A 21,679-nucleotide genomic window follows, 5' to 3' on the forward strand; every position below is an offset into this window, starting at 1 on the left:
CGCGCGACGCGCTTCAACGACGCCGCCTGGGAAGGCGATGCCCTCAGTCGACGATCCCCGCCGTCTCCACCACGGCATGGAACAATACGTCGGCGCCGGCCGCCGCCCATTCCTTGGAAATGTCCTCGGCCTCGTTGTGCGACAGGCCGTCCACGCAGGGGCACATGATCATGGTCGCCGGCGCCGCCTTCGCCGCCCAGCAGGCGTCGTGCCCGGCGCCCGATATGATGTTCATGTGCGAAAGCCCGAGCTTTTCGGCCGCCGCCCGCACCCGGCCCACCAGCGTGGGGTCGAACGTCACCGGGTCGAAATGGCCGACCGCCTCGACCGAGCAGCCCACGCCCAGCGCCTTGCAGATGTCGGCGGCTTCCTTCTCGATGCGCGCCCGCATGCCGTCGAGCTTGGCCTGGTCGGGCGAGCGTATGTCCACGGTGAAAACCACCGTGCCTGGCAGCACGTTGCGCGAATTGGGCGAGAATTTAACCTGCCCCACGCCGCCGACCGCGCCCGGCTGCGCCTCCATCGCCACCTTCTGCACCATCTCGAAGATGCGGGCCATGGCAAGCCCCGCATTGACGCGCATGGCCATCGGCGTCGAACCGGTATGCGCCTCCTTGCCGGTCAGCGTGAACTCCAGCCACCACAGGCCCTGGCAATGGGTGACCACGCCGATCTGCTTGTTCTCGGCCTCCAGGATCGGCCCCTGCTCGATATGGTATTCGAAATAGGCGTGCATCTTGCGCGCGCCCACTTCCTCGTCGCCCACCCAGCCGATGCGCTTCAGCTCGTCGCCGAACGTCTTGCCCTCCAGGTCCTGGCGTCCGTAGGCATGATCGAGGCTGATCGCCCCGGCGAACACGCCCGACGCCAGCATGGCCGGCGCGAAGCGCGCGCCTTCCTCGTTGGTCCAGTTGGTGACGACGATCGGATGTTTCGTCTTGAGGCCGAGGTCGTTGAGGGTGCGCACGACCTCCAGCCCGGCAAGCACGCCCAGAACCCCGTCGAACTTGCCGCCGGTGGGCTGCGTGTCGAGGTGCGAGCCGACATAGACCGGCAGCGCCTGCGGGTCGGTACCCTCGCGGCGGGCGAACATGGTGCCCATCTTGTCGACCCCCATGGTCAGGCCGGCCGCATCGCACCACGACTTGAAAAGATGGCGGCCTTCGCCGTCGGCGTCGGTCAGCGTCTGGCGGTTGTTGCCGCCGGCAACACCGGGCCCGATCCTGGCCATCTCCATCAGGGAATCCCACAGGCGGTCGGGGTTTATGCGCTGGTTCTCGCCGGGAGCGGCCATGTATTTTCCTCTCATTCAAGTCGCAAGGGGCGGAGGTTCCCGTCGCCGCCCCTTGCCGGATCGTGTTTGCCCGATGGTCAGTCGACCATTCTCAGCACCTCGCGCACGTGGTCGATCAGCTCGTTGATCTGGCCCTTGGTGATGATGAGCGGCGGCGACAGCGCGATGATGTCGCCGGTGGTGCGGATCAGCGCACCGCGCTCGAAGGCCTTGACGAAGGCCGAGAACGCACGCTTGGTAGGGGCACCGGCGATCGGCTCCAGCTCGATCGCGCCGACCAGGCCGATATTGCGGATGTCGATGACATGCGGCTCGCCCTTGAGCGAATGCAGCGCGTCCTCCCAGTACGGCGCCAGTTCCTCGCCGCGCGTCAGCAGCCCCTCTTCCTTGTAGGTGTCGAGCGTACCGAGCGCAGCGGCACAGGCAATCGGATTGCCCGAATAGGTGTAGCCGTGCATGAACTCGATCAGATGCTCGGGGCCGTTCATGAAGGCATCGTGGATTTCTTTCTTCACGAACACCGCGCCCATCGGGATGACGCCGTTGGTGACGCCCTTGGCGGTGGTCATGATGTCGGGGATGACGCCGAAATAGTCGGCCGCGAACGGCGTGCCGAGACGGCCGAAACCGGTGATGACCTCGTCGAAGATCAAGAGGATGCCGTGCTTGTCGCAGATCTCGCGCAGGCGCTTGAGGTAGCCCTTGGGCGGCAGGATGACGCCGGTGGAGCCCGCCACCGGCTCCACGATGACGGCCGCGATGGTGGAGGCGTCGTGCAGCGCCACGATGCGCTCCAACTCGTCGGCGAGTTCCGCGCCATGCTCGGGCACGCCCCTGGTGAAGGCGTTCTTGGCCGGCAGGTGGGTGTGGGGCATGTGGTCGACGCCGGTCAGCAGCGTGCCGAACATCTTGCGGTTGGAGACGATGCCGCCCACCGAGATGCCGCCGAAATTGACGCCGTGATAGCCGCGTTCGCGGCCGATCAGGCGGAAGCGGGAGCCGTCGCCCTTGGCGCGGTGGTAGGCGATGGCCATCTTGAGCGCGGTGTCGACCGATTCCGAGCCGGAATTGGTGAAGAACACATGGTCCATGCCCTTGGGCGCGATGTCGACCAGCCGGTTCGCCAGCTCGAACACGATCGGATGGCCCATCTGGAAGGCCGGCGCATAATCCAGCTCGGCGGCCTGCTGCTGGATCGCCTCGGTGATCTTGGGCCGGCAGTGGCCGGCATTCACGCACCACAGGCCGGCGGTACCGTCGAGGATCTTGCGCCCGTCGCTGGCCGTGTAGTGCATGTCCTGGGCGCTCACCAGCATGCGGGGCGCCTGCTTGAATTGCCGGTTGGCTGTGAACGGCATCCAGAATGCGGAAAGATCGTTCGGCGTTACTTTGAGCCGGTTGGACATGACCAAGCCTTCCTTTCAGTCATCTCGTTTCGCTGCGCCCAACGCTTGGTCATCCGTGCGTTTTCATGCTACGAAATTTTGACCGGATGGACAAACGTTAGCACCGCCGTGCCGGCGGTCAAGGGATTTACTAGCCCATATGCCGCATCGGAAGCGCGCTCCACAGGCAGGCAAGAACTGGTCCAGAATATTGGTCCAGAAAGCCCGCAACACCGCAGAGAGGCTGGGTTGACCACCTCCATGGAAGCCACCGCGCCCCGCCGCACGCGCATCCAGAAGGAAAAGCGCGAGCTTATCCTGGAGGCGGCGCTGGAGGTATTCTCGGCCAACGGGTTCCGCGGCGCCACCATCGACCAGATCGCCGAGGCGGCCGGCATGTCGAAGCCGAACCTGCTCTATTATTTCCGCCGCAAGGAAGACATCCACGAAACACTGATGCAGCGCCTGCTCGACACCTGGCTGGCGCCGTTGCGCGAACTGGACGATGTCGGCGACCCGCTGACGGAACTGCGCGCCTATATCCGCCGCAAGCTGGAGATGGCGCGCGACTACCCGCGTGAAAGCAGGCTGTTCGCCAACGAGATATTGCAGGGCGCGCCGCGCATCATGCCGTTGCTGGAAGGCGAGCTGAAGGAACTGGTGGACGAGAAGGCCGCCGTCATCCGCGGCTGGATGCACGCCGGCCGCGTTGCCGAGGCCGACCCCTACCACCTCATCTTCTCGATCTGGGCCACCACCCAGCACTATGCCGATTTCGACGTTCAGGTGCGCGCCGTGCTCGGGCCCGAGCGCAGCGGCGACGAACGCTTCGAGGGCGCCGCGCTCTTCCTCGAACGGCTTTTCATCGACGGCCTGAAGCCGAAAGGCTGATCGGCCGCAACGCTCAGAGCGCGTCGGCGATCACCATGAGCAGGCCGCCGCACAGCGTGATGTTGACCAGCGTCAGATAAAGATGCGGGTCGCGCGCCTTGCCCTGGAACATGAACAGATTGTGGTAGAGCGGCGTGGCGGCAAGAAGGAAGCCGATGAGCACCAGCGCGCCGGCCACCACCCACAAATTCAGGATCAGCAGCGCGCCGCCGACAAGCTGCATGGCGAAGCCGATGGCCAGCATAGGCGCCGGCAGGGCCCAGCCGTAATTGGTGGCGGCGCCTGCCTTGCGCTCGCCGAAATTGAGGAAGTTGCGCAATCCGGCAATGAGGAAGAAGGCGCCGAACACCACGCGCCCGACCATTGCCAGGGTTTCTGCCGTCATGGGGGTTTTTCCTTATCGCAAATCCGGGTCCGGCCCTGCGCGAGCCGGCCGACGCTTCAATCCATGGGTTCGGGCTCGATCGTGGCGATGCCGTCGACCTCGGGATAGGCGACATAGCGCTCGTCCGGCGTCGAGAAGCGGATGCGGGTCTTGCGCTCCGCATCGGCGAGGTCGATCGTCCAGCCTTCGAGCAGCCGCCAGGCGGTGATGTCGCCCATGACCGGGAAGACGGCCTCGCAGGAGGGATCGACGCCCACCTGCATGCCGCCGATGCCGGTCTCGCGCATCAGTTCGATGCCGCAGGCCCTTTCACCGCCCGCATCGCGGATCGTCCAGCGGCCGAACATATCCTCCGCGAATTCCGGATCGACATTCGTCAGGTCGAGAGGCTGCAGCGGCTCGAACGCGGGTTCTTCGGCAAGCGCCGCCCCGGCCTGCAAGGCGGCAAGTGCCGCAAATACGAATATCGCGCGAAGCATCGTCCCATCCCCTCCCCTCGAAGGGACGGACAATGCTCTGGCGCAAGGGATTTCTCAAGACCCTTCGCGCATGCTGACGGGACGGCGACGGGGATGTTCCCGCCCCCGTGCGCTTCAGAGGGCCTCTCTCAGGCTGCCTGTCTCAGGCAGCCTTGGCGGCCGGCACGGGATGGATGGCGTGGAAGGACACGCACAGCCGGTTCCAGGTGTTGATCATGGCGGTCGCCACGGTGAGCTTGACCAGTTCCTCCTCGGAGAAATGCTTCAGCGTCGCTTCGTAGAGCTGGTCGGAAACGCCGCCATTCGCAATCAACGTCACGGCTTCCACCCAGGCGAAGGCGGCGCGCTCGCGCTCGGAAAACAACGGCGATTCCCTCCACGCGGCGACCAGGTAGAGCCGCTGCTCGGTCTCGCCGTCCTCGCGCGCCTCGCGGCTGTGCATGTCCACGCAGAAGGAGCAGCCGTTGATCTGCGAGGCGCGCAGCTTGATCAGGTGCAGCAGCGAATGTTCGAGGCCGCTTTCCTGCACCGCCTTGTTCAGCGCCGCCACCGACCGCATCAATGCCGGGGCCTTGGCGAAGAAATCGAGTCTCTGCTTCATCGTTTTCATCCTTTCACGTTACCTGCTCGAAACGGGTCTCTGCGGCCGCCGATGCTGCGCCACGAAGGCGCGGCTGGCGGCGACGGAGCGCGGGTCGGCGCCCGCCAGATATTCGGCCACGATGTCGGAAAGCCGCTCTGCGGCGAGCGCGGCGCGATAGGCCTTCTCCGCCCGCAGCATCGCGGCATTGATGCCGCAGGGCTTCACGTAAGCCGAGGCCGGCAGCTTCACCGGGCCGCGCCGGCGGATCTCACAGCAGCGGAAGGCCGGCTGCGGCCCCTCCACCGCCAGAACGATGTCGAGCAGCGAGATCGAGCCGGCCGCCCGCGCCAGCCGATAGCCCCCGGCAGGCCCCGGCACCGATTCCAGGATACGCGCCGCCGTCAGGGCGTTGAGATGCTTGAGAAGATAGCTCGGCGACAGGCCGAACTCCCTGGCCAGCGCCGCGCCCGGAATGGTGGCGTCATCCTCCAGCCCCGCAAGCAGCGCCGCGCAATGGATGGCCGCCTCTACGCCTTCGCTCAGCTTCATCGGGTCGTCGTCCTATTCATCGATGAGAAATATCATGGATAATTCATATCTACAATAAGGAGCGAAGAAAGGAGGCGCCGCTCCTGACGCCTCCTGAAAAAAGTGGCCGCACCGCAGGCGAAGCCATTCCCCCCCGGACGGCCCGCCTGACCCGGGAGGAACTATTCCGCGGCCTGCCTGGCCATGGGGTTGTTGGGGTGCGTGGTCCAGTTGGCGTAGACCGGCGAGACCGGCTGGCCGGTGCGCTTGTCCATCTCGCCGACGGCCAGCGGCACCATGGTGATGCAGCCTTCCACCGGGCAGACGTTGACGCACAGATTGCAGCCCACGCATTCCTCTTCCAGCACCTCGAAGTGGCGCACGCCGTCGACCATGGCCGTAATCGCCTGATGCGACGTGTCCTCGCAGGCGATGTGGCAGCGCCCGCACTTGATGCAGGCGTCCTGGTCGATGCGGGCCTTGGCGATGTAGTTGAGGTTGAGATACTTCCAGTCGGTGACGTTGGGCGTGGCCCGTCCGACGATGTCGGAGAGCGAGCGGTGGCCCTTCTCGTCCATCCAGTTTTCCAGGCCGGCGATCATCTCCTGCACGACCTTGAAGCCGTAGGTCATGGCCGCCGTGCACACCTGCACGTTGCCGGCGCCCAGCGCCAGGAACTCGGCCGCGTCGCGCCACGTCGTCACCCCGCCTATGCCGGAGATGGGCAGGCCCGCGGTCTCGGCGTCGCGCGCGATCTCGGCCACCATGTTGAGCGCGATCGGCTTCACCGCCGGCCCGCAATAGCCGCCGTGGCTGCCCTTGCCGCCGATGGAGGGCTCGGGCGAGAACGAGTCGAGATCCACCCCGGTGATGGAGTTGATGGTGTTGATGAGCGACACCGCATCGGTGCCGCCGGCCTTGGCCGCGCGCGCCGGCTTGCGGATGTCGGTGATGTTGGGCGTCAGCTTGGTGATGACCGGCATGCGCGTGTACTGCTTGCACCAGCGCACCACCATTTCGATATATTCGGGCACCTGGCCGACCGCCGAGCCCATGCCGCGCTCGCTCATGCCGTGCGGGCAGCCGAAGTTCAGCTCTATGCCGTCGGCGCCGGTCTCCTCCACCAGCGGCAGGATCGCCTTCCACTCCTCTTCCACGCAGGGCACCATGATGGAGGCCACCAGCGCCCGGTCCGGCCAGTTCATCTTGACCTGCTTCATCTCGCGCAGGTTGGTCTGCAGGTCGCGGTCGGTGATCAGCTCGATATTGTTGAGCCCGAGCAGGCGCCGGTCCGCGCCCCAGATCGCGCCGTAGCGCGGGCCGTTGACATTGACCACCGGCGGGCCTTCGGACCCCAGCGTCTTCCACACCACGCCGCCCCAGCCCGCCTTGAAGGCGCGCTCCACATTGTAGGCCTTGTCGGTGGGCGGCGCCGAGGCCAGCCAGAACGGGTTGGGCGACTTGATGCCGACGAAATCGTTGCGGATGTCTGCCATGCTCATGCCCTCCCGTTCGAGGCCGCAGTGCCGGAGGAAAGTGCCCGGTGGATGCTTTCAGCCGCGTCGCGGCCTTGCGCCACGGACGTCACGGTCAGGTCCTCGCCGGCGCGCACGCAGTCGCCGCCGGCCCACACCTTGGCCATGGAGGTGCGGCCTTCGCCGTCCACCTTGATGCGGCCGCCTTCCAGTTCGATTCCCGCCCCCGATCCGTTCAGCGCGACAGGGACAAAGCTCTGGCCGATGGCCTTGAACACCTGGTCGGCGGCCAGCGTGAGCAGTTCGCCGGTGCCGGCAAGCCGGTCGCCGTCCATCGCCGTGTATTCCAGCTCGATGCCCGTGACCCTGCCGCCTTCGGAGACGACGCGCCTGGGCTGCAGCCAATGGCGGATGGTCACGCCGTTGGCGGCGGCCAGATCCTGCTCGAAGCCGGATGCGTTCATGTGCTCCTGGCCGCGGCGGTAGCAGATCGTCACCTCCTCGGCGCCGAGCAGCTTGGACTGCACGGCCGCGTCGACGGCCGTCATGCCGCCGCCGATGACGACGACGCGCCGCCCCACCGGCAGGCTGCCGAGGTCGCTCGCCTGGCGCAGTTCGGCGATGAAATCGACCGCATTGGCGACGCCGTCGGCATCCTCGCCGTCGGCGCGCAGCGCGTTGACCCCGCCGAGCCCCATGCCGAGGAACACGGCGTCATATGTCGAGGCCAATTCGGCCAGATGGACGTTGCGGCCGAGCGCCTTGCCGTTCTCGATGGCGATGCCGCCGATGGCGGTCACGTAGTCCACCTCGGCCTGAGCGAAGTCGTCGGTGCTCTTGTAGGCGGCGATGCCGTATTCGTTGAGGCCGCCGGGCTTCGGCCTGGCCTCGAACACGGTCACGTCATGGCCGTGGAGGGCCAGCCGGTGCGCGCAGGCCAGGCCCGCCGGACCGGCGCCGACGACGGCCACCTTCCTGCCCGTGGGGGCCGCTCTGGTGTAGAACTGCTTGTCCTCCTCGATCGCGACGTCGGTGGCGTAGCGCTGCAGCCGGCCGATCTGCACCGGCTTGCCTTCCGCCGTCTCGCGCACGCAGGCCTCCTCGCACAGCGTCTCGGTGGGGCAGACGCGGGCGCACATGCCGCCGAGGATGTTCTGGTCGAAGATGGTCTTGGCCGAGCCGAGCGGGTTGCCGGTGGCGATCTGCCGGATGAACATCGGTATGTCGATGGAGGTCGGGCAGGCGTGCATGCACGGCGCATCGTAGCAGAAATAGCAGCGATCCGCCTCGACCAGCGCCTCGTGATCGCCGAGCGGCGGGTGCAGGTCCGAGAAATTGTCCTCGTATTGCTCAATCGGCAGACGGCCGCCGACGATGCCTTCCTTGAAATGACCAGTCGCCATTTCGCATTCCCCATTGTTGTTATGTTTTGTCGAAGGCTAGCACGTTTTATTTTTTTATCAATCGGTCAAATTTCACATAAGTCATTGTTTTGACTGGGCAAAAACATGACAGTTTCCATCATGATTTGCTGTTGTCTCTGCGCCTTCATATTTTGTCCGCACTGTCGGTTCCCTTTACCCGAAGCCGTCCTGGAAAGATCGGGCCCGCGCGGTCCGAAACGCAAGGAGAACGCAATGGCCAACTCCCCCACTTCCTTCTTCTGGTACGAACTGATGACCAAGGACATCGACGCTGCGAGCGACTTCTATGCCGCCGTGGTCGGCTGGCGGCCGCAGGATTTCGCAGGCAGCGCCGGCATGCCGCGCTACGTCGTCATGAATGCCGGCGAGCGCGGCGTCGGTGGCATCATGAAAATTCCGGCTGAGGCAGGTCCGGACATGCACCCGGCCTGGGTCGGCTATATCCATGCCCGCGACACCGACGCAGCCACGGACGCCGTGAAAAAGGCCGGCGGCAAGGTCTGGCGCGCACCGGACGACATTCCCGGCGTCGGCCGCTTTTCCGTTGTGGCCGATCCGCAGGGCGCGGTGTTCAACCTGCTGCAGCCGAACGGCCCCGACATGCCGCCGATTCCGGCCGGCACGCCCGGCAGCATCGGTTGGCACGAGCTTTACACCAGCGATTGGCGCAAGGCCTTCGACTTCTACTCCAGCCAGTTCGGCTGGACCAAGGACCGCGAGGTGGACATGGGCGAGATGGGCATCTACCAGCTCTTCGCGGCCGGCGGCGAAGCGATCGGCGGCATGATGAACAAGCCGCCGCAGGTCCCCAATTCCGCCTGGCAGTTCTACTTCAACGTGCCCGGCATCGACGCCGCGGCCAAGAGCGTCGCCGACAAGGGCGGCAAGGTGCTGATGGGGCCGATGGAGGTGCCCGGCGGCCAATGGGTGGTCCAGTGCCAGGACCCGCAGGGCGCGCATTTCGCCCTCGTGGCGCCGAAGCGGTAATCGTCCGCGCTTCTTCCGGCGCCGTCATGCCCGCCCCTGCTCCTGCCCCTGCCCCTGCCCGCAAGGGGGCGGGGGCAAGTTTGCGGAACCCGCCGGTTTCGGGCCTGCCCCTCGATCCGGCCGCATTGGTTAAGACGGCCGGCAAGACTCTTTTTATGATTGGCGGCTAATTCTCGCGGCATGTTCCGCGTCGATTTTAGTCGAGTTTTAGAATATTTCCCCGAAAAGTTGCCGGCTTTTCGTCTCGCTCTGGCCGCCGGCCTGGCGCTGTCGCTTTCGGCCTGCGCCACGGCTCCCTCGCGCATCAACGACGTCTGCGCCGTGTTCGACCAGCGCGACGGCTGGTTCAACAACTGGCGCTCAGCGGCCGAGCGCACCGAGCGCAGATATGGCGTTCCGGTGCCCGTCCTGATGGCCACGGTGCGCAAGGAATCCGGCTTCAAGGGCAACGCGCGGCCGCCGCGCACCAAGCTGCTCGGCTTCATTCCGTGGAAGCGCCAGTCGAGCGCCTACGGCTACTCGCAGGCGCTCGACGGCACCTGGGCGCAATATGTGCGCGAAAGCAGCAATTTCACCGCCCGCCGCACCAACTTCGCCGACGCCGTCAACTTCGTCGGCTGGTATCATTCCAAGACGTCCGACAGCCTGGGCGTGGCAAGGAACGACACCTACAACCTCTATCTTGCCTATTATCTGGGCTGGAACGGCTACAAGCGCGGCGCCTGGCGCGGCAATTCGGGCATACAGAATTACGCCCGCTCCACCGACCAGATGGCCCGCCGCTACGCCGCGCAGCTTCAACAGTGCCGTTAGGGCCAGGGCAGCCCGCAGACTTCACGCGGGCGTAAGATCTGTTTTCGAAAAATCGCCGCTCTTGAAAAGAATAAGGCCATCCGCCAGGCGCTTGGCCATGACATAGGAAAAGCAATCGCCAAAATTCAGCTTGGCGCTGTGCCCGGTCCCGCGTCCATATCGCGCGTAGCAGATGATGACATCGCCGAATATGTCCGACGGAACGGCCGCCACCTCGACCCCCAGCCGATCGATCGTCTCGGCTACAATGCTGCCCGCCACGGCATAGTCCCCGATCGACTTGCCAAACGAAAGCGCCGCTTCGACCTGCCCGACCACCGACATGACGGGGCGCTCCGCCTGCACCAGCTTGGCCAACAGTTGATCCCGGTCCGGCTCCTCCAACAGGATTCCCACGAGCGCCGAAGGCTCGAGATACATGGGTCAGTCCTTCCACATTTCGTCAACGAAACGCCTGTGATCGTGCGGCTGGGGAGATTTCATGGCGCGGACCTGCTGCCAGATGGGTTCCAGCCGCTGCTTGGCCAACTCAACGCTCACCTGCTCCTTTTCAGTCGCCTCCTCGATGGCAAGCTTTATCGCGGCGGTAATGCCAACACCGCGGCGGCGGGCGAAATCCCGAACAAGCCAGTCGGTCTCATCATCTTTAACGTGTATAGCCATCATGCACACCACAACTAGATTTGGGCCATAATTTTGTACACGCGTTAAGTGTAGCATGTAGAAAAAAGGAACGCAAAGCGAACATCCGGCGCCCGCACTCCGATGGGCTTTGGTTGAGCACAACGGATGTCCTCGGCATCATGCACGCGGACGCCGCGTTGATCTTCAGCCGGAAGCCGGTTCAGCCGGCGTCGGGCGCCGCGCTTTTCTTCCCGCCCGCGGCAGGCGCGTCCTTGGCGAAGCGGATCACCGGCTCCATCTTCGCCAGCACCTCGTCGGACAGCCAGCACAGGCTCTGGTGGCCGCCGCCGAGGTCCTTGAGCGGCGGCAATTCCTTCTCGCAGCGGTTGTCCGGCACCAGATGCTTGTAGCCGCAGCGCGTCTGGAACGGGCAGCCCGAGGGCGGGTCCATGGCCGAGGGAATGTCGCCTTCCAGCACGATGTGCTTCTTCACCACCGAGGTGTCGGCGATCGGGATCGCCGACAGCAGCGCTTCCGTATAGGGGTGGTAGGGCGGCGAGAAGATCTGGTCGGTGGTGCCCTGCTCCACGATGTGGCCCAGATACATGACCACGACGCGGTCGGCAATGTAGCGCACCACCGAAAGGTCGTGGGAAATGAACAGCATCGTCGTCTTGTTGCGGCGCTGGATGTCCATCAGAAGCTCGGTGACGGCCGCCTGCACCGAAACGTCCAGCGCCGAGACCGGCTCGTCGGCCACGACGACCTTGGCCTCGCCGGCAAAGGCGCGCGCCACACCGATGCGCTGCTTCTGCCCGCCGGAAAGCTGGCGCGGCTTGCGCTCGGCGAACGCCCGCGGCAGCTTCACCAGATCGAGCAGCTCCAGCATGCGCTGGCGCCGCTCGGCCGGGTTGGCCCCGACCTTGAACTTCTCCAGCGTGCGGATGATCTGCGAGCCGACCGTGTGGCTGGGATTGAGCGTATCGAACGGGTTCTGGAACACCATCTGGATGGCCGAGACCGTCTCCACGTCGCGGCTTTCCACGCCGGTGGCCTGGATTTCGACATCGTTGAGCGTGACGGTGCCCGAACTCGCCGTCTCCAGCCCCAGCAGCACCTTGGCCAGCGTGGACTTGCCGCAGCCGCTCTCGCCCACGATCGCCACGGTCTCGCTTTCGCGCGCCTCGAAGGTGATCGTCTCGTTGGCCTTGACGGTGCGGCCCTCGCCGCCGCCGAACACGCCGCCGGCGCCAACCTGGTAGTATTTCTTCAGGTGATCGACCTTCAGCATCGGCTTGCCGGGCACCACCGGCTCGCTTTCCTTGCCCGCCCCGGGGGGCAATTCCGACCAGTCGATCTCGTTGAAGCGCACGCAGCGCGAAAAATGGCCGTCATGCCCCTCCACCGGTATCATGGGGATGTCGGCGACATTGCAGACGCCGTCGACGAAATGCTGGCAGCGCGGGCCGAAATTGCAGCCCAGCGGCCGTTCCTGTGGCAGCGGCAACTGGCCCGGAATGGCGATCAGCGGCCGCTCGTGCTTGTCGGCCCCGGGCAGCGGAATGGAGCGGAACAGACCTTGCGTGTAGGGATGGCGCATGCGGTCGAACACGTCCTCGATCCGCCCGGTCTCCACCGCCTCGCCCGAATACATCACCGTGATCCTGTCGCAGGTTTCCAGGATGAGCCCGAGATTGTGCGACACGAAGATCATCGAGGTGCCGAACCGCGCGCCCAGCCCCTTCACCAGATCGACGATACCGGCCTCCACCGTCACGTCCAGCGCGGTGGTCGGCTCGTCCAGCAGCAGCAGCGCCGGGTTGGACAAAAGCGCCATGGCGATGACGATGCGCTGCTGCTGGCCGCCCGAGAGCTGGTGCGGGAACGAGCGCATCATGCGTTCCGGGTCGGGCAGCTTCACCGCCCGCACCATCTCCAGCGCGCGGCGCCAGGCTTCGTCCTTCGACACCTTGTCGTGCAGCAGCGGCACTTCCATGAGCTGCCGGCCGATCTTCATGGCCGGGTTGAGGCTCGCCATCGGCTCCTGGTAGATCATGGCGATCTCGTTGCCGCGGACCGAGCGCAGTTCCTCCTCGCTCATCTCGCCCATGTCGCGGCCCTTGAACAGGATGCGGCCGCCGACGATCTTGCCGACATTGGACAGGTCGCGCATGATGCCGAGCGACACGGTGGACTTGCCGCAGCCGCTCTCGCCGACGATGCCCATGGCCTCGCCGGGCATGACCGTGCAGGAAAAATCCATCACCGCCGGAATCTCGCCCCTGCGGGTAAAGAAGGAGATCGACAGGTTTTCGATCTCGATGATGGGCCCGGCGGGATCTCGAACTGCCTCGTTCATGGGTCGTTCCAATCCTGTGAAATCAATCCTTCATCGACTGCTCGCGCAGCGCGTCCGCAAGCAGGTTGAGGCCCAGCACGAAGGACATCAGCGCGATCGCCGGCGGCAGCGCAGGATGCACATAGGCGCGCAGGAGCTGGCTGGCGTCCTTGATGGTGGTGCCCCAGTCGGGGCTCTCGGGCGGCATGCCGAGGCCGAAGAAGCCCAGCGTGCCGAGCAGTATGGTGGTGTAGCCGATGCGCAGGCACGCATCGACGATCAGCGGCCCGCGCGCATTGGGCAGCACCTCCCATACCATGATGTACCAGGGGTTCTCGCCGCGCGTCTGGGCGGCGGCCACATAGTCGCGCGTCTTGATGTCCATGGTCAGCCCGCGCACGATGCGGAAGACGCCCGGCGAGGAGGCGAACACCACGGCCACGAATATGTTCAGCACCGAGGGCGTCACCTGGATCAGCCCGAACGGATCACGGTAGAAGACGAAGGTGGAGTAGAGCCAATAGGTGATGGCCAGCACGATCAGGAGCTGGATGGCCAGAAGCAGCGGCCGGCCTGAGTAGCGCGTGAAGAAGGCGAGCGCGCCCAGGATCACCGGAAAGGCGAAGAACACGCCGGCCGTGGCGCGCGGCAGCCCCGTCTGCATGATCTCGGGCGACACCAGCAGGTAGAACAGGAGAATGACCGGGAAGGCCAGCACGAGATTGGCCAGGAAGGAGAGAAGCGAATCCGTCTTCCGGCCGAAATAGCCGGCCGGCAGGCCCAGCGTGATGCCGACGGTGAGCGCCACCAGCGTGGCCAGCGGCGCGATCAGCAGCACCACGCGGCTGCCGTCGATCACCCGGCTGAACACGTCGCGCGCCAGCTTGTCGCCGCCCAGCAGGTAGGCTTCGCCGCTGCCCGGCTCGATGGCGCCCGGCAGCGCGTTCTTCATCACCGCAATCTGCTCGAGCGGGTTGAAGGGCGAAATGTAGCGCGAGAAGATGGCCGCGAACAGCCAGAAGCCGAGGATGAAGATGCCGGCTATCCCCACGCCGGTGTCGTAGAGCTGGCCGTAGAGGCCCAGCGACTTGCGCCAGCGCCAGCTCGCACCCATCACCAGCGCCAGCGCCAGCCATACCGGCCAAAGCCGGTACGCCACGATGTGCAGCACGATCTCGGGGCCTGAAAGAAACTCCATGTCAGCCCCCTACTGCACGCGGATACGCGGGTTGAGGTAGGCGTAGCCCACGTCAGAGATGAGCTGAGTGATCAGCACGATGAACACCGACACCAGTGAGCAGCCGAGCAAAAGGTCGATGTCGTTGTTGCCGGCCGCCTCCACCAGAGTATAGCCGAACCCCTGGTAACGGAACATGATTTCCACCACCACCACGCCGGTGAGAAGCCAGGGGAACTGCAGCATGATGACGGTGAAAGGCGCGATCAGCGCGTTGCGCAGCGCGTGTTTCATCACCACTGCCGGAAAGCTCAGCCCCTTCAGCCGGGCGGTGCGGATATATTGCGCCGTCATCACCTCCACCATGGAGGCGCGCGTCATGCGCGCGATGTAGCCCATGCCGTAGATGGCCAGCGTCATCACCGGCAGCGCGAAATTGACGAAGGTGATGCCCTGGAACGTGGCGCTGGCGGCCGAGCCGTTCAGCCAGCCGAGCCAGGTGGCGAAGATGACGGTGAAGATGACGCCCGAGACATATTCCGGCGTGGCCGTCGTGGCGATGGAAATCACCGAAAGCGTGCGGTCGGTGCGCGAGCCCTCGCGCATGCCGGCCAGCACGCCGATGATGAGCGCCCCGGGGATCATGCACACCATGACCCAGAACATCAGGATCGCGGTGGCGCCCAGCGCCGGGAACAGCTTGGCCGCCACGGTGGTGCGGAATTTGGTGGAGCAGCCGAAGTCGCCCTGCAGCACGCCGGAGAACTGGGGCACGGCGCTTTCGCCGCAATAGTTGAAACGGGGGATGGGATTTCCCGCCGTATCGCGCGCCGGCTGCTTGGGCCACACCCCGATCCATTCCGCATAGCGCTTCAGGAACGGGTCGCGATAGCCGTTGCGGTCGAGCCAGCTGTCGATCTCCGCCTGGCTGGCGCGGCTGTTGGTCTGCGCCAGCGCGAGCTTCTTCAGGTTCGGTTCCAGATTGACGAGATAGAAAACGACCAGCGTCAGGCAGATCATGGTCAACACCATGACGCCCAGGCGCCGCGCTATGAACGATATCACCTTGGCCCCTCCTAGAGGCGTGGGTCTTACGTCTGAAAATCAGAAGGGAAGGGAAAGCCGGCGGGACTCTGCCCCCGGCTTTCCCATTGTCGCGGCAACCCGCGCTCAGGCGTCCGGGTCGAGCCAGGTCCGCTCGTAATTGTCTTCCATGGTCGGATGCATGGGGTTGTTCTTCACCTTCGGCGTCGAATGGTGATAGAGCGACAGCCAGAAGGGCTGGATGATGACGCCGGAATCCTGGAGGATCTGCTCCACTTCCTTCATCACTTCCTTGCGCTTCTCCGGATCGGCGATGGCCAGCGCCTCGCCCAGCTTCTTGTCGAATTCCGGATTGGAATAGGCCGTCTCGTTCCACGCCGCGCCAGAGGTGTAGCCCAGCGCCAGCACCTGCACGCCCAGCGGACGCATGTTCCAGTTCGTGGTCGAATAGGGATATTTCGTCCAGTCGTTCCAGAAGGTCGAGCCGGGCAGGATGGTGCGCTTGACCTTGAAGCCGGCCTCGCGCAACTGGGCGGCGATGGCGTCGCCCGTGTTCTTGTGCCAGTCCTCGTCCACCGAGATCAGCTCGTGCTCGAAGTCCATCTGACCGGCTTCGGTCATCAGCTTCTTGGCGCCCTCGATGTCGCGGCTCTTCTTCGGCAGCTCGTAATATTCGGGGTGGATCGGAGCCACATGGTGGTTCTCGCCCACCGAGCCGAGATTGTTGTAGCCCAACTGAAGCACGGTGGCGTTGTCCACCGCCATCTGCAGGGCGTTGCGCACCTTCTGGTCGTCGTAGGGCTTGTGGCCGACATTGGTGCGGCAGGTGATGGTGGTCGAGGTCTTGGACTCCGATTTCACCAGCCCCATCCCGTCCAGGATGTCGATGAACTCCGCCATCGTCTGATGGCAGGTGTCGATCTCGCCGGCTTCGAAGGCGTTCACATAGGCGTTGAAGTCGTTGCCGTAGTCGATGTACTCGACGCCGTCGAGATAGGCTTCGCCGCCCCACCACTTGCCGTTCTCGCGGCGCTTCACCACCACCTTGGAGCCGACGTCGTAGGACACCAGCTCGAACGCGCCGGTGCCCACCGGGTTCTTGACGATGTCGGAGCCGTTCTTCTCGAAGTCGCGGTGCAGCACAAGGCCCGGATAGTCGGCGAAGTTCGGGATGATGGAGATGTCGGAGGCCGGCAGCTTCAGCTTGATCGTATGGTCGTCGACCTTGGTGATGGCGCCGTCGGCGGCCTTGCCGGTCGTGGCGTCGACCATGCCGCCCATGCGCGCGGCCATCGAGTTGCCTTCCGCGCTCTTGTCGCACCAGCGGATCAGGTTGAACATCACGTCGTCGGCGTTGAACTCGTCGCCGTTGTTCCAGGTCACGCCCTTGCGCACATGCAGCACATATTCGGTGGCGTCGTCATTGACCTCCCAGCTTTCCAGCAGCATCGGCTCGAACGTGTATTCGGGGGTGTATTTCACCAGCGGCTCGAGGAAGGTGCGGGTGCAATTGGCGAGTTCCGACCAGTCGTAGCTGCGCGGGTCCTTCTGCGCCTTGACCGGCATGGCGCAGCGCAGCACGCCGCCCTTCTTCGGCTCTTCCGCCTTCGCCGGCGTCGGCAGGGCGACGCCCAGCATGCCATAGGCCATGGCCGTCGAAGCGCCCATCACGCTGGCCAGGGCAAGAAATTCGCGGCGGTCCATCTTGCCCGCTCTTGCGCTGGCCGCCAATTCCTCGATCACGGCCGGTACTTTGTCACTGTTATTCTTGTAGAAACGCATAACTATCTCCCGTTGCTCCCGTTATTGGCCTTTGGCCTTTTAGCATTCCGCATCCGGCGACCGATGTCAAAACCGGCGCGAGCGGAACTTGGCCGAAAATGTGCAACGGCAAGGCAAATCCTATTGTCGCGATTGCGACAGATATGACGCAAACCTGTTAGCCCACATGGGATTCCGGTCGAATTCGGCCGGCGCAACCTGCTGCAGCGGTTTGTCGCGAAAACTCTGTGGAAACGACGCGCGCCGGATCGCCGGAAGTCGATCGCCGGCCCGAACGCAGCGCGCTCAATATTCCTTTTCGTAGAAAATGCCGCCCTTGGCCTCGCCGGCATCGCTGGCCTCGCCGCGCAATTTCAGCCCGCGCCCGACATCGAGGTCGATGCGCGCCTTGCCGGAGCCGGGCTTGTCGCCCTTCTGGATGCTGAGATAGGTGCGGTCGTTGAGATATTTGCCGGCCGAGACCGCGGTGCCGCCCTTCTCGTCGGTGGTGACGTCGAGATCGTCGACGCCCAGGCTGTTGCGCAGCTTGTTGAGCAGCGAGGAAGAGCCGCCCGCACCCGTCAGCGTGGCGGCCGCGTCCGCGAGTTGCGCGATCTGCAGCGGCGACAGGCTCGACATCGCGCGGCCGAAGATCAGCCGCGCCAGCACCTCGTCTTCCGGCAGCGCCGGCACCGAGGAGAAGTTGAACTTCGGATTGGTGGCCTCGCCCTGCACGGTGATCGTCACGGTGGCGTCGGAGGCCGACGATTCCGCCGTCAGGTTCAGGTAGGGCACCAGCGAGCCGGCGAAGGTCAGCGTGCCTTCGGTAAAGTTCAGCCGCTTGCCCAGCAGCGCCAGGCGGCCGCGCTTCAGCGTGAACTGCCCCACCGCCTGCGGCGACGATGCCGGCCCGGTGAGCTTCAGCGTGCCGCCCAGTTCGGCGTCGAGCCCCCTGCCCTGCACGAAGATCTGGTTCGGCGCGCGCACGGTGATGTCGAGGCCGAGCCCGCTGCCGCCGCCACCGCCCGCACCGCCGTTGCCCGGATTGAGGGCCTTGTCCTGCGCGCGCACGGCGGCCGGCGCGTTCCTGTGCTGGACGTCGAGCGCCGCCAGCGAGCCGGGCAGCCTCTCCGGCACGGTGATGACGGTGCGGCCGAGATCGACGGTGCCGGAGATCGCCGGCGCCGTGGCCAGCGGCCCCTTGACGGCGAGATCGCCGGAAAGGTTCGCCGTCACCACCCTGCCGTCGGTATAGCGCCCGTCCTTCAGCTTGATGGACAGGTCGGCTGGGAAGCCCTTGGCCGCGTCCAGGCTCACGGTTCCGCCGGCGGTCAGCGTGCCGCGCGTCGAAAGCGTGCCGGTGAGCCGGCTGACGGTGGCGACCCCGTTGCCCAGCGTCACCTCCGCCTGGATGTCGTTGACGGCAAGGCCGGATTTCGCATCGACGAAGCGGACACCGGAGGCCCTGACCGTGCCGCCGATCACCGGCGCCGTCGCCGGCCCGCGCACCTGAACGGCCACGTTGGCCGTGCCGGTCAGCGACAGGCCCTGCTCGGCCAGCTTCGCCGCCAGGAAGCCGAACGGCACGGCGCCGTTGACGTCGAGCGAAAGCTGCGGCGTGCCGGCGGTGGTCACCGTTCCGCCGGCCTTCAGCGCAAGCCCGGAGCCTTCGCTGGCATTGGCCTCGAATGTCAGCCTGTTGCCGGCGAAACTGCCGGAGGACTTGACGCCCAGACCACCGAAGCCGACGCCGCGGGTCTGCGCCACCTGCACGCCGCTGCCGGTGATGTCGTAGGCGACCGTGGGGGCGGATGCCGGGCCGCTCACCTTCACGTTGCCCGAGACCGTGCCGGCGGCATCCAGGCCCGGGGCGAAGGCGTTGGCCACAGAGACGGGAACGCCGGCGAGCGCGACGCCGAGGTCGAGCCTTTCGCCGGCCGTTCCGGACACCGTCGCGGTGCCGCCGCCGATGCCGATGGCGAACTTGTCCAGCCGCGTCGTGCCGCCGGCGATGACGATGGCGGACGGCCGCGCGATCGCCGCCTTGACGCCGTGGAAGGTCGCCTCGCCCGACCGCAGTTCGACCGTGGTGGTGCCGGCGGCCACCTTCACCCGGCCCGCGGCCTTGGCAGGAATGTCCCTGACCGTGGCGCCGCCGGAAAAGGCCGTCCATTCCCCGTCGCGATTGAGATCGACGGCAACGCCGGTGATTGCGGTGCCGCCGGAATTGACGGCCTCGGCCCGCACCGTGCCGGAAATGGCGGGTATGGCGGCATAGTCGGCCACCAGCGCATCCACGCTGGCGTTCTTCACCGCAAGATCGCCGCGCCTAACCGAACCGGCACTCGCCTTGAGCGCCAGTTGCGGCACGCCCTTGTCCTTGTAGAAGCGGACCGTGCCGTTGACGTCGCCCTCCGCCGTCTCCAGCGCAAGCGCGGCCAGCGGGCCGATGTCGGGCAGCTTGAACGTCACCGTGCCGTCCGGCAGGAAGGCGTCATCGAGCGCCAGGTCGCCCGAAACCTGATTCGGGCCGAGCGACAGCGAAAGCCCTTCGATGGCGCGCTTGCCATCCGCCGTCTTCAGCACGGCATTGCCCGTCAGCTTCTGGCCGGCGACATTGCCTGCAAGCGAGACCGTGGCAGCCGGATTGGCAAGGTCCGCGCGCCCCTGCGCGTCGAGCCTCAGCCCGGTGATCTCGCGGTTCGCCACCGAAAGCTTGCCGCTCTGCACGGTCACGGAGACATCGGGCGCCGACAGGTCGCCCTGCGCGGTCGCCGACAGGTCGATGGCGCCCTGCGCGTCCTTGGACAGCAGCGAGACGTCGGCCAGCGCGCCCTTCAGCTCTGCGGCGACCTTGCCGTCGCTCAGGCTGGCCTTGCCGCCGGCCGAAACGGCGCCGGAGGACAGCTCCAGCCGATCGGCGCTGACATTGCCATTGGCATCGCGCTTCAGCGCCGCCGTGAGCACGGTGCGCGCGGCGAGCAAAGGGCGCGCGGCGGCCGGCAGCGCGGCCGAGGCGGCGTCCGCCTTCACGTTCAGTTCGATCGAGCCGTCGGCCAGCGAGACGTGGCCGTCGAAGCCGCCGGTCAGCGCGTCGGAGCGGATCGAGCCGCTGTCGACGACGATGGTGTCCTTCTCCAGCCTGCCGGCGACCTCGGCCGCGATCTTGCCGGCGATCAGCGGCGCGACGGCGGGGTTGTCGAAGCCGATCCGGTCGGCGCTCGCCGTGCCGGAGATCGGGCCGGTGCGGCTTTCGATGTCGAAGGCGTCAGAATGCAGCGCCACCGCCACATTGTCGACCTTGACGTCGCGGGTGGCGACCTTGGCCGCCGAAAGCACGATGTCGATGGCCGGGCTGCGCCCCTCGCCCAGCGCGCGCAGCGAGGCCGATTTCAGCTCGATGTCGATGGGGCTCTCCTCGCTGCCCAGCGAAAGCGGCAGGGTCGGCCCGACCGAGGTGAATTCCAGCGCGAAGTCGCTGGCGCCCGCAGGATTGATGCTGCCCTTGGCCGCGCCGTGCAGGGCGCCGCTCTCCACCGTCGCACGCTCGATGTCGAGACCGCCGGCCGTGGTCGCCGTGCCGGCGAGGTCGAACGTCGTCTTGCCGGCCAGCAGCGGCTTCAGCCGGTCGGGCACGAAGCGGGCGAAGTCGCCGTCGCCCTTGGCCTCGACGCGGTTGCCCTTGTCCGTGAACTGGTGGCGGCCGAAAAGCTGCGTCACCACCTGGCCGTCGATGGCGAAGCTGCCGGTGCCGTTCCAGTCGGCCAGCGGGCCGCTGCCGGAAAGGGCGATGTCCACGGCTGGCTGGCCCGGCAGGTCGAGCAGGTTGGCGATGATGCCGCCTTGCGGCTCCGACGCCTTCACGTCGAGGTCGAGGCGGTCGTCTGCCGGCGCGAAATTGACCCTGGCGGCGATCGTGCCCTGCTTGCCGTCGCGGCGCGACACGGTCAGGTCGCTGGCGACCGCCAGCGGCGAAGCCTGGGCCGACAGCGACCCCTTGGCGGCCAGTTCGGCGATGCCCGCCCCGGCCAGCGCCTCGCCCAGCGCGATGTCGGGCAGGTCGATCTGCTGGATGTCGACCGAAACCGGCAGCGAGAACGACCTCGCCGGCTCCGTCTTGGTTTCCTCCTGCTGCGGCAGGCGGGCAGCCTCGATGCGCCCGACCGCGACACGTTCGGCGCGGAAGGTCCTGGACAGCAGCGCGGAAGGCGACCAGTCCACCGCCACGTCCCGCAGCACCAGCCAGGGGCCCGCCTTGTCCGCCACCACGACATGATCGAGCCGCAGCGCGCCCGACCAGATGCCGCTGAGGCCGCCGATCGTCACCTTGCGCTCCGGGGTGGAGGCGAGCGAGGAGACGATGCCGGCAAGGTTGTCGCGCCCGCGTTCGGGCGTGGTCAGCACCACGAGCGCGCCCAGCCCCGCCGCCACGACGGCGAGCACCAGGAAAAAGAGGACGCGCATGATGCGCCGCACGATCTTCAGCATGTC

The 21,679-nt window shown here is 66.0% G+C and carries 18 protein-coding genes; 3 read left to right on the top strand and 15 right to left on the bottom strand.

Annotated elements, in window-relative coordinates; all coding sequences use genetic code 11:
* Positions 1-43: 43 nt before the first annotated feature.
* Entirely contained in the window at positions 44-1,294 is a 1,251-nt protein-coding gene (locus ACTDI4_RS16700; protein ID WP_442842210.1) for a Zn-dependent hydrolase, read from the bottom strand.
* A 77-nt stretch (positions 1,295-1,371) separates the two neighbouring features.
* Complete coding sequence (locus ACTDI4_RS16705; RefSeq protein WP_442842211.1) at positions 1,372-2,700, bottom strand: aspartate aminotransferase family protein; 1,329 nt, start codon at positions 2,698-2,700, stop codon at positions 1,372-1,374.
* Between the two features lie 240 nt (positions 2,701-2,940).
* Here ACTDI4_RS16705 and ACTDI4_RS16710 point away from each other — a divergent pair, with 240 nt between their 5' ends.
* Positions 2,941-3,570, top strand: coding sequence for a TetR family transcriptional regulator C-terminal domain-containing protein (locus ACTDI4_RS16710; protein ID WP_442843382.1), 630 nt, complete (start codon positions 2,941-2,943; stop codon positions 3,568-3,570).
* A gap of 13 nt (positions 3,571-3,583) precedes the next feature.
* Here the strand turns inward: ACTDI4_RS16710 and ACTDI4_RS16715 are convergent, their stop codons facing one another.
* The 6 genes from ACTDI4_RS16715 to ACTDI4_RS16740 all read right to left on the bottom strand — a co-directional run bounded on the left by ACTDI4_RS16715 (position 3,584) and on the right by ACTDI4_RS16740 (position 8,423).
* On the bottom strand, positions 3,584-3,955 hold the full coding sequence (locus tag ACTDI4_RS16715; protein WP_442842212.1) for a DoxX family protein: 372 nt from the start codon (positions 3,953-3,955) through the stop codon (positions 3,584-3,586).
* Positions 3,956-4,011: 56 nt separating this feature from the next.
* Positions 4,012-4,434 (bottom strand): AprI/Inh family metalloprotease inhibitor, encoded by a 423-nt coding sequence (locus ACTDI4_RS16720; protein WP_442842213.1) that lies wholly within the window; start codon positions 4,432-4,434, stop codon positions 4,012-4,014.
* 142 nt (positions 4,435-4,576) lie between these two features.
* Positions 4,577-5,035: a carboxymuconolactone decarboxylase family protein gene (locus tag ACTDI4_RS16725; RefSeq protein WP_442842214.1), complete on the bottom strand. Its 459-nt coding sequence runs from the start codon at positions 5,033-5,035 to the stop codon at positions 4,577-4,579.
* 18 nt (positions 5,036-5,053) lie between these two features.
* Complete coding sequence (locus ACTDI4_RS16730; protein WP_442842215.1) at positions 5,054-5,566, bottom strand: RrF2 family transcriptional regulator; 513 nt, start codon at positions 5,564-5,566, stop codon at positions 5,054-5,056.
* Between the two features lie 161 nt (positions 5,567-5,727).
* Positions 5,728-7,041: an NAD-dependent dihydropyrimidine dehydrogenase subunit PreA gene (gene preA, locus ACTDI4_RS16735; protein ID WP_442842216.1), complete on the bottom strand. Its 1,314-nt coding sequence runs from the start codon at positions 7,039-7,041 to the stop codon at positions 5,728-5,730.
* 2 nt (positions 7,042-7,043) lie between these two features.
* Entirely contained in the window at positions 7,044-8,423 is a 1,380-nt protein-coding gene (locus ACTDI4_RS16740; protein WP_442842217.1) for an NAD(P)-dependent oxidoreductase, read from the bottom strand.
* Between the two features lie 234 nt (positions 8,424-8,657).
* On the opposite strand from ACTDI4_RS16740, the gene ACTDI4_RS16745 reads away from it, so the two are divergent.
* Both ACTDI4_RS16745 and ACTDI4_RS16750 read left to right on the top strand, forming a co-directional pair.
* The gene (locus ACTDI4_RS16745) at positions 8,658-9,431 is read left to right on the top strand and encodes a VOC family protein (RefSeq protein ID WP_442842218.1); all 774 of its coding nucleotides are present in this window, start codon (positions 8,658-8,660) and stop codon (positions 9,429-9,431) included.
* Between the two features lie 228 nt (positions 9,432-9,659).
* Positions 9,660-10,244: a transglycosylase SLT domain-containing protein gene (locus ACTDI4_RS16750; RefSeq protein WP_442842219.1), complete on the top strand. Its 585-nt coding sequence runs from the start codon at positions 9,660-9,662 to the stop codon at positions 10,242-10,244.
* A gap of 21 nt (positions 10,245-10,265) precedes the next feature.
* On the opposite strand, the gene ACTDI4_RS16755 is transcribed toward ACTDI4_RS16750, so the two are convergent.
* The 7 genes from ACTDI4_RS16755 to ACTDI4_RS16785 form a co-directional block, all read right to left on the bottom strand.
* Entirely contained in the window at positions 10,266-10,664 is a 399-nt protein-coding gene (locus ACTDI4_RS16755) for a type II toxin-antitoxin system VapC family toxin (protein WP_442842220.1), read from the bottom strand.
* Between the two features lie 3 nt (positions 10,665-10,667).
* Positions 10,668-10,910, bottom strand: coding sequence for a type II toxin-antitoxin system VapB family antitoxin (locus ACTDI4_RS16760; RefSeq protein WP_442842221.1), 243 nt, complete (start codon positions 10,908-10,910; stop codon positions 10,668-10,670).
* Positions 10,911-11,088: 178 nt separating this feature from the next.
* Entirely contained in the window at positions 11,089-13,227 is a 2,139-nt protein-coding gene (locus ACTDI4_RS16765; RefSeq protein WP_442842222.1) for a dipeptide ABC transporter ATP-binding protein, read from the bottom strand.
* A 22-nt stretch (positions 13,228-13,249) separates the two neighbouring features.
* The gene (locus ACTDI4_RS16770; RefSeq protein WP_442842223.1) at positions 13,250-14,404 is read right to left on the bottom strand and encodes an ABC transporter permease; all 1,155 of its coding nucleotides are present in this window, start codon (positions 14,402-14,404) and stop codon (positions 13,250-13,252) included.
* Between the two features lie 9 nt (positions 14,405-14,413).
* Positions 14,414-15,448: an ABC transporter permease gene (locus ACTDI4_RS16775; RefSeq protein WP_442842224.1), complete on the bottom strand. Its 1,035-nt coding sequence runs from the start codon at positions 15,446-15,448 to the stop codon at positions 14,414-14,416.
* Between the two features lie 105 nt (positions 15,449-15,553).
* On the bottom strand, positions 15,554-17,209 hold the full coding sequence (locus tag ACTDI4_RS16780; RefSeq protein WP_442842225.1) for an ABC transporter substrate-binding protein: 1,656 nt from the start codon (positions 17,207-17,209) through the stop codon (positions 15,554-15,556).
* Positions 17,210-17,494: 285 nt separating this feature from the next.
* A complete protein-coding gene (locus ACTDI4_RS16785) occupies positions 17,495-21,676 on the bottom strand; it encodes a translocation/assembly module TamB domain-containing protein (protein ID WP_442842226.1) in 4,182 nt (1,393 codons plus the stop codon).
* Positions 21,677-21,679: the final 3 nt, after the last annotated feature.

The organism is Mesorhizobium sp. PUT5 (genome assembly GCF_052216645.1).
Classification (GTDB): Bacteria; Pseudomonadota; Alphaproteobacteria; order Rhizobiales; family Rhizobiaceae; genus Mesorhizobium.

Coding starts and splice junctions, on each gene's coding strand:
- ACTDI4_RS16715 (WP_442842212.1), bottom strand. CDS start 3,955: ATGACGGCAGAAACCCTGGCAATGGTCGGGCGCGTGGTGTTCGGCGCC.
- preA (WP_442842216.1), bottom strand. CDS start 7,041: ATGGCAGACATCCGCAACGATTTCGTCGGCATCAAGTCGCCCAACCCG.
- ACTDI4_RS16760 (WP_442842221.1), bottom strand. CDS start 10,910: ATGATGGCTATACACGTTAAAGATGATGAGACCGACTGGCTTGTTCGG.
- ACTDI4_RS16765 (WP_442842222.1), bottom strand. CDS start 13,227: ATGAACGAGGCAGTTCGAGATCCCGCCGGGCCCATCATCGAGATCGAA.
- ACTDI4_RS16740 (WP_442842217.1), bottom strand. CDS start 8,423: ATGGCGACTGGTCATTTCAAGGAAGGCATCGTCGGCGGCCGTCTGCCG.
- ACTDI4_RS16755 (WP_442842220.1), bottom strand. CDS start 10,664: ATGTATCTCGAGCCTTCGGCGCTCGTGGGAATCCTGTTGGAGGAGCCG.
- ACTDI4_RS16770 (WP_442842223.1), bottom strand. CDS start 14,404: ATGGAGTTTCTTTCAGGCCCCGAGATCGTGCTGCACATCGTGGCGTAC.
- ACTDI4_RS16705 (WP_442842211.1), bottom strand. CDS start 2,700: ATGTCCAACCGGCTCAAAGTAACGCCGAACGATCTTTCCGCATTCTGG.
- ACTDI4_RS16730 (WP_442842215.1), bottom strand. CDS start 5,566: ATGAAGCTGAGCGAAGGCGTAGAGGCGGCCATCCATTGCGCGGCGCTG.
- ACTDI4_RS16700 (WP_442842210.1), bottom strand. CDS start 1,294: ATGGCCGCTCCCGGCGAGAACCAGCGCATAAACCCCGACCGCCTGTGG.
- ACTDI4_RS16785 (WP_442842226.1), bottom strand. CDS start 21,676: ATGCTGAAGATCGTGCGGCGCATCATGCGCGTCCTCTTTTTCCTGGTG.
- ACTDI4_RS16710 (WP_442843382.1), top strand. CDS start 2,941: ATGGAAGCCACCGCGCCCCGCCGCACGCGCATCCAGAAGGAAAAGCGC.
- ACTDI4_RS16725 (WP_442842214.1), bottom strand. CDS start 5,035: ATGAAGCAGAGACTCGATTTCTTCGCCAAGGCCCCGGCATTGATGCGG.
- ACTDI4_RS16720 (WP_442842213.1), bottom strand. CDS start 4,434: ATGCTTCGCGCGATATTCGTATTTGCGGCACTTGCCGCCTTGCAGGCC.
- ACTDI4_RS16745 (WP_442842218.1), top strand. CDS start 8,658: ATGGCCAACTCCCCCACTTCCTTCTTCTGGTACGAACTGATGACCAAG.
- ACTDI4_RS16780 (WP_442842225.1), bottom strand. CDS start 17,209: ATGCGTTTCTACAAGAATAACAGTGACAAAGTACCGGCCGTGATCGAG.